We start from the raw sequence: 5,747 nt of genomic DNA, 5'->3' as shown, positions 1-5,747 counted from the left end.
CCCTCACGGGTGGCCGGCCTCGGTGCCGGGCGCCGACGTCTTCCGGCGGGTGGCGGCACGCCCTCGGGGGCCGGTTCGGGGGCCGGCCGGCCCCGGCGGCGCCCGGTTTCGGACGCCTTGTCGGACTGCGCACACATCTTCGAAAGAAGGCGCCGCCCTACCGGCGCAAGGCCCGGTATGGTCTGGGGTAACCGTGGACGCGGGGTATCGGAGTCCCCTGCGCGAGGAGCCCCCAACGTGCTGATCACCCATGACACCGAGTGCGCGCTGAGCCTCCTCGTGGAGCTGCTCAACACCGCACCCGAGGTGTGCGGCGCCGAGCGGCTGCCGGACGTCGCCGCGCTGGACGCCTTCGTGGTCCGCCGGGAGATCAGCGAGATCGACTCGCTGACCGAGGACGACCTGCGGCGGGTGCACGAGCTGCGCACCCGGCTGCGCGAGGTGTTCGCGACGGAGTCCACCGCGCAGGCCGCGGAGCTGGTCAACTCCATCGTCGCGGCCGCCGGGACGACGCCCCGGCTGACCAACCACGACGACCACGACTGGCACATCCACTACTTCGCGCCGCACGCCGCCCTCGGCGACCACCTGGCGGCCGAGCTGGGCATGGCGCTGGCCCTCATCCTCATGGCGGGCGAGCGGGAGCGGCTGCGCCGCTGCGAGGCGCCGGACTGCGCGCGGGTCTTCGTGGACCTCTCCCGGAACCGCTCACGGCGCTACTGCGACAGCCGCACCTGCGGCAACCGGCTGCACGTCGCCGCCTACCGGGCGCGGCAGCGGTCGGCGGAGGCCGTCCCCTCCGCCTGACCGGCCGGTCCTCCCGTTCAGATCCCGCGCTTGCGGAGGATCTCCTCGATGTCGGCGAAGTCGCCGAGGCCGTCCTCCCGCTTGCCCGCGGCCGGCTTCTTCGGGGCCCTGGGCGTCGGCGCCACCGCCGGACGCTCGGGCGCCGGCCCGGCCGCGGCCGGGCGCTCCGGGCGCTCCTGGGCGCTCTCCACCGCCCCGGCGCCCCGGCGGCCCACCCAGCGGGTGGTGACCAGCAGCACCGCCGAGACGCCGAGCAGCGCGATGCCGGTCCACACCCGCGGGTCGAGGACCAGCTTGGTCGCCCAGTCGGCGAACTCCCGGCCGATCGTGCTCGCCAGCGGGAACAGGCCGGTCAGGTAGAGCCCGGCGGGCAGCAGGGCCACCGCGAACCAGCGGGTCGCCGACAGGAAGCGCCGCCGGTAGGCCCGCAGCCCGGCGAAGGCCACCCCGCCCGCGGTGAGGACGAAGCTGATCGCCGCGCTCAGCACGGTGCCGCTCCTTCGTGTCCGGTCGTCCTGGTCATCGGTGCCTTCCTCTCGGTCCGCCCTCGGGCGCACCTCCGGCCGGAGCGGGCGCCCACTAGTGGAACACTGGGGGAATGATCGATGGTTCCCTCCCCCGCCTCGAGTTCTGGTGCGACCTCCAGTGCCCGGACTGCCACACCGCGCTGGACGACGTACGGGCGCTGCGCGCGCAGTACGGCGACGCGCTGCCCGTGGAGGTGCGGCACTTCCCGCTGGAGAAGCACAAGCACGCCTACGCCGCCGCGGAAGCGGCCGAGGAGGCGTTCGCGCAGGGGCTGGGCTGGCCGTTCGTGGAGGCGCTGCTGGCCCGTACCGCGGAGCTGGACGCGCGCGGGCAGCAGGTGCTGCTGGACGTGGCCCGGGAGGTCGGGGCGGACGTCGACGAGGTGGACACCGCGCTGATCGACGGCCGGCACATGCTGACCGTCGACGCCGACCAGGCCGAGGGCAAGGCGATCGGGGTCACCGGCACGCCGACGTACGTGATCGGCGGGCAGCGCCTCGACGGCGGCAAGAGCCAGGACGGGCTGCGCGAGCGGATCGTGGCCGTCATCGAGGCGGCGAAGGCTTCCTGACGACACGCCGGGTCACAGCTGCTTGCCGTAGAGGCGCTCGGTGACCCGGTAGCCGAGCGAGGTGTAGAGCCGGATGGCGACCTCGTTGCCGGAGAAGACGTTGAGGCCGAGGTTCCGCACTCCGGCGGCCAGGCACTCGCGTTCGGCGAGCAGCATCAGCGTGCGTCCGTGTCCCTGGCCCTGGTGGGCCGGGGACACCTCGACCTTCATCACCCAGGCGAGCGGTTCGCCGTCCGGCAGGTCGCGCAGGCGCGGCTGCAGCCAGAGCAGGCCGTACGGCTCCTCCCCGCCGTCGGCGCCGTACAGACGGCGCAGGACCATGCCCGGGGCCTCCGGGTCCGGGGCCGCCGGGTTCTGCGGCCCGCCGCCCGAGCGGGCGCGGGCCTGTTCCTCGGTGAGGCCGGAAGCCACCATCATGCGGACGTAGTCCTGCACGGACCGGTCGAACCAGTCCCGGATCTCGGCCCTCCGGTCGAACGGGCGCACGCTCAGCCCCGCGGGCAGGTCCGGGGCGACTGTCAGCCGCTTGGACATGGCCAGGGCCCGCTCGGTGTACCCGAGCGTCACGGCGAGCCCCCGGGCCGCCGCGGCCGGCTCCGGGACGCCGACGTCGACCCGGGTGCAGCCCCAGGTGCGCAGCACCTCCTCGGCGGCCAGCCCGCCGAACGTTCCCCGACCCCGGCCGCGCCCCTCGGTGATCTCCAACTCGGATATCCGGCCCCAGAGTTGATCGCCCTGCGGGTCGGCGGTGGTGCGCAGCGCGCCGACCGGCCGGCCGTTCGCGAGGATCAGCCAGCGTCTGGTGCGGCCGCCGGCCGCGGTGGGTGTCTCCGGGCCCTCGGGGCGCAGCGTGGTGGTCATGTGGTGGTCCCTTCCCCTTGCACGGGGGGTTATCCACGCGGCCGGTGCGCTTCCCCGGCGTTCCTCCGGGACGCTCTCCCGGACGGGGATCACGGGTCGAGGTCGTCGCCGCTGCGCTCGGTGAAGACGGCCATGGCCTTGGCGGTGACGGGGCCGATGCCGGGCAGTTCGCGGTCGTCGACGCGGGTGACGGCCTGGACGTCGCGGGTGGTGGAGGTCAGGAAGACCTCCTCGGCGTCCTGGAGGACGCTGAGCGGCAGGTCGGCCTCCTCGGCGCCGCACCAGTCGACGACGAGCTGCCGGGTGATGCCGGCCAGGCAGCCGGAGGCGAGGGCGGGGGTGAGCAGGCGGCCGCCGAGGACCACGAAGACGTTGGATCCGGTGCCCTCGCAGAGCCGTCCGGCGGTGTTGGCGAGCAGGGCCTCCGAGGCGCCGGCGCGGTGGGCGGCGGCCAGGGCGACGACGTTCTCCGCGTACGAGGTGGTCTTGAGGCCGGCGACGGCGCTGTGCTCGTTGCGGCGCCAGGGGACGACGGCGACGGCGGTCTCGTCGGGGCGGTGGCCGATCGCGCTGAGGGCGACGACCAGGGTGGGGCCGGCGGTGCCGCGCTCGGAGCTGAGCGGGCCGTTGCCGCCGGTGTAGGTGACGCGCAGGCGGCCGAGCGGCGCGGGGTTGGCGGCGAGGACCTGGGCGCAGGCCTCGCGGACCAGGTCGTGATCGGGGTCGGCCAGGCCGAGGCCGCGGGCGGAGCGGGTGAGCCGGTCCAGGTGGCGGGTGACCGCGAAGGCCCGGCCGTCGACCGTCTTCAGGGTCTCGAAGACGCCGTCGCCGGTGGTGAGGCCGTGGTCGAGGACCGAGACGGCCGCGTCGGCGGAGTCGACGAGGGAGCCGTTGACCCAGCTCGTGGTGCGGTTGTGCATCGGGTGCTGCTCCTAGGCGGTGGGGGCGCAGGCCCCGGTCGGGTCGGATCCGGTGCCGGATTCGCCACCGGGTTCGCCGCCCGACGCTATCGCGACGAGGCGGGCGGCCTTCAGTTCGGTTTCGGCCCATTCCCGCTCGGGGTCGGAGCCCCAGGTGATGCCGGCGCCGGTGCCGAAGCGCAGGACGGGCGCGCCGGGGTCCGCCCGGTCGATCCAGAACGTGCGGATGCCGACGGCGAGTTCGGCCTCGCCGCGGTCGGCGTCGACCCAGCCGACGGCGCCGCAGTACGGGCCGCGCGGGGCGGTCTCCAGGGCCTCGATGATCCGCAGGGCGCTGGACTTGGGGGCGCCGGTGACGGAACCCGGCGGGAAGGTGGCGGCGAGGAGCTCGGGCCAGCCGGCTCCGTCGCGCAGGGTGCCCTCGACGGTGGAGACCAGGTGGACCAGGCCGGGGTGCTTCTCGACGGCGCAGAGGTCGGGGACGGTGACGCTGCCGGTCGCGCAGACCCGGCCGAGGTCGTTGCGGACCAGGTCGACGATCATCACGTTCTCGGCGTGGTCCTTGTCGAGGAGGTCGTCCTCGGTGCGGCCGGTGCCCTTGATCGGGCCGGAGGAGACGGTGCGGCCGGTGCGGCGCAGGTAGAGCTCGGGTGAGGCGGTGGCGATCTCGACGCCGTGCACGGGCAGGCGGACGGTGCCGGCGTAGGGGGCGGGGTTGCCGTGGGCGAGGAGGCCGGTGAGGGCGTCGACGTCGCTGAGGTCCGGGTCGGGCAGCGGTGCGGAGAGCACCCGGCAGAGGTTGGCCTGATAGACCTCGCCGGCGGCTATGTGCTCGCGGATGCGGCGGACGCCCGCGGTGTAGGCGGTGCGGTCGAGGGAGCTGTGCCAGCTGCCGGCCTCCGGTCCGCGCCAGCCCGCGCCGGAGGGTGGGGCGGGGGCCGGGCGGACCTGGTCGAAGCGGGCGCAGGTCAGCCGGCCCTCGAAGTCGTGGGCGACGGCCCAGTAGCCGGCGGAGTCCAGGGCGGCCGGGTCCGAGGTGACGTCGCGCAGTCCGGTGGCCAGGCGGCCGCCGAAGCGGGCGAGCGGGGTGCGGGGGTCGGGGTGGCCGGACACGGTTCTCCTGCGCGGTGGTGCTGGGCGGCGGTGCCTGAAGTGTAGGTCGGGGGGCGTGGGCCCGGTCCGGTTCGCGCCCCGCGCACGAGCAGCTGCGTGCGTCACGCGGGTGTGCGCCGGGTGACCTGCGGATGATCGTCCGGGAGCGCCGCAGGTGGCGGCCGGTGGCCGTCCGGGAGCGCTGACGGGACGGCGCTCACCGGCCATCCCCTCGGCATGCTGCGGGAACGGATTTTTAGCTGGCCCGGGAATCCGCTAGAGTTCAACACGTCGCCAGGGAGCGCAGCCGAAGAAAAGCGGTGAAGCCCCCCGGAAGACAGGCGGACGTGGCTCAGTTGGTAGAGCATCACCTTGCCAAGGTGAGGGTCGCGAGTTCGAATCTCGTCGTCCGCTCGATGGAGAACAGTGTAAGATCGTTCTTCATGCGTTGCCTGGTGGAGTGGCCGAGAGGCGAGGCAACGGCCTGCAAAGCCGTGTACACGGGTTCAAATCCCGTCTCCACCTCCAAGAGGTCCCCCGGTTCGACCGGGGGCCTCCCCGCGCGATTAGCTCAGCGGGAGAGCACTACCTTGACACGGTAGGGGTCACTGGTTCAATCCCAGTATCGCGCACGTCGGATCCTCCGGGGTCTGCTGCAGGACCGCCACATCAGGCGCGATTAGCTCAGCGGGAGAGCACTACCTTGACACGGTAGGGGTCACTGGTTCAATCCCAGTATCGCGCACAGTAACGGGCCCTCCGGGGTCTGCTGCAACACCGCCGCACCAGGCGCGATTAGCTCAGCGGGAGAGCACTACCTTGACACGGTAGGGGTCACTGGTTCAATCCCAGTATCGCGCACGTCGGACCCTTCGGGGTCTGCTGCAGGACCGCCACATCAGGCGCGATTAGCTCAGCGGGAGAGCACTACCTTGACACGGTAGGGGTCACTGGTTCAATCCCAGTAT

General features: G+C 73.3%; 6 protein-coding genes and 5 tRNA genes. 7 read left to right on the top strand and 4 right to left on the bottom strand.

From position 1 onward, the window contains the following. Positions 1–237 precede the first annotated feature (237 nt). Complete coding sequence (locus ACFVHV_RS43090; RefSeq protein ID WP_359915386.1) at positions 238–807, top strand: CGNR zinc finger domain-containing protein; 570 nt, start codon at positions 238–240, stop codon at positions 805–807. Positions 808–824: 17 nt separating this feature from the next. On the opposite strand, the gene ACFVHV_RS43085 is transcribed toward ACFVHV_RS43090, so the two are convergent. Continuing rightward, positions 825–1,295, bottom strand: a complete 471-nt coding sequence (locus ACFVHV_RS43085; protein WP_359915387.1) for a hypothetical protein — start codon at positions 1,293–1,295, stop codon at positions 825–827. Between the two features lie 110 nt (positions 1,296–1,405). Here ACFVHV_RS43085 and ACFVHV_RS43080 point away from each other — a divergent pair, with 110 nt between their 5' ends. Continuing rightward, positions 1,406–1,906, top strand: a complete 501-nt coding sequence (locus tag ACFVHV_RS43080; RefSeq protein WP_380359240.1) for a DsbA family protein — start codon at positions 1,406–1,408, stop codon at positions 1,904–1,906. Between the two features lie 12 nt (positions 1,907–1,918). On the opposite strand, the gene ACFVHV_RS43075 is transcribed toward ACFVHV_RS43080, so the two are convergent. From ACFVHV_RS43075 to ACFVHV_RS43065, 3 genes are all read right to left on the bottom strand, one after another. Beyond that, positions 1,919–2,767 (bottom strand): GNAT family N-acetyltransferase, encoded by an 849-nt coding sequence (locus tag ACFVHV_RS43075; protein ID WP_359915391.1) that lies wholly within the window; start codon positions 2,765–2,767, stop codon positions 1,919–1,921. Between the two features lie 89 nt (positions 2,768–2,856). Further along, positions 2,857–3,687 (bottom strand): aminodeoxychorismate lyase, encoded by an 831-nt coding sequence (locus ACFVHV_RS43070; RefSeq protein ID WP_359915393.1) that lies wholly within the window; start codon positions 3,685–3,687, stop codon positions 2,857–2,859. A gap of 12 nt (positions 3,688–3,699) precedes the next feature. Continuing rightward, complete coding sequence (locus ACFVHV_RS43065) at positions 3,700–4,800, bottom strand: chorismate-binding protein (protein ID WP_380359236.1); 1,101 nt, start codon at positions 4,798–4,800, stop codon at positions 3,700–3,702. A 320-nt stretch (positions 4,801–5,120) separates the two neighbouring features. On the opposite strand from ACFVHV_RS43065, the gene ACFVHV_RS43060 reads away from it, so the two are divergent. From ACFVHV_RS43060 to ACFVHV_RS43040, 5 genes are all read left to right on the top strand, one after another. Further along, positions 5,121–5,193: transfer RNA gene (locus tag ACFVHV_RS43060), tRNA-Gly, on the top strand. A gap of 40 nt (positions 5,194–5,233) precedes the next feature. After that, a tRNA-Cys gene (locus tag ACFVHV_RS43055) sits at positions 5,234–5,307 on the top strand. A gap of 32 nt (positions 5,308–5,339) precedes the next feature. After that, positions 5,340–5,411 (top strand) — tRNA-Val (locus tag ACFVHV_RS43050). Positions 5,412–5,452: 41 nt separating this feature from the next. Continuing rightward, a tRNA-Val gene (locus ACFVHV_RS43045) sits at positions 5,453–5,524 on the top strand. Positions 5,525–5,568: 44 nt separating this feature from the next. Then, positions 5,569–5,640 (top strand) — tRNA-Val (locus ACFVHV_RS43040). Positions 5,641–5,747: the final 107 nt, after the last annotated feature.

The organism is Kitasatospora sp. NPDC127116 (genome assembly GCF_042677365.1).
Classification (GTDB): Bacteria; Actinomycetota; Actinomycetes; order Streptomycetales; family Streptomycetaceae; genus Kitasatospora; species Kitasatospora lactacystinica.
The sequence above is the reverse complement of the archived record's forward strand: the minus strand, read 5'-3'. Positions and strand labels throughout refer to the sequence as shown.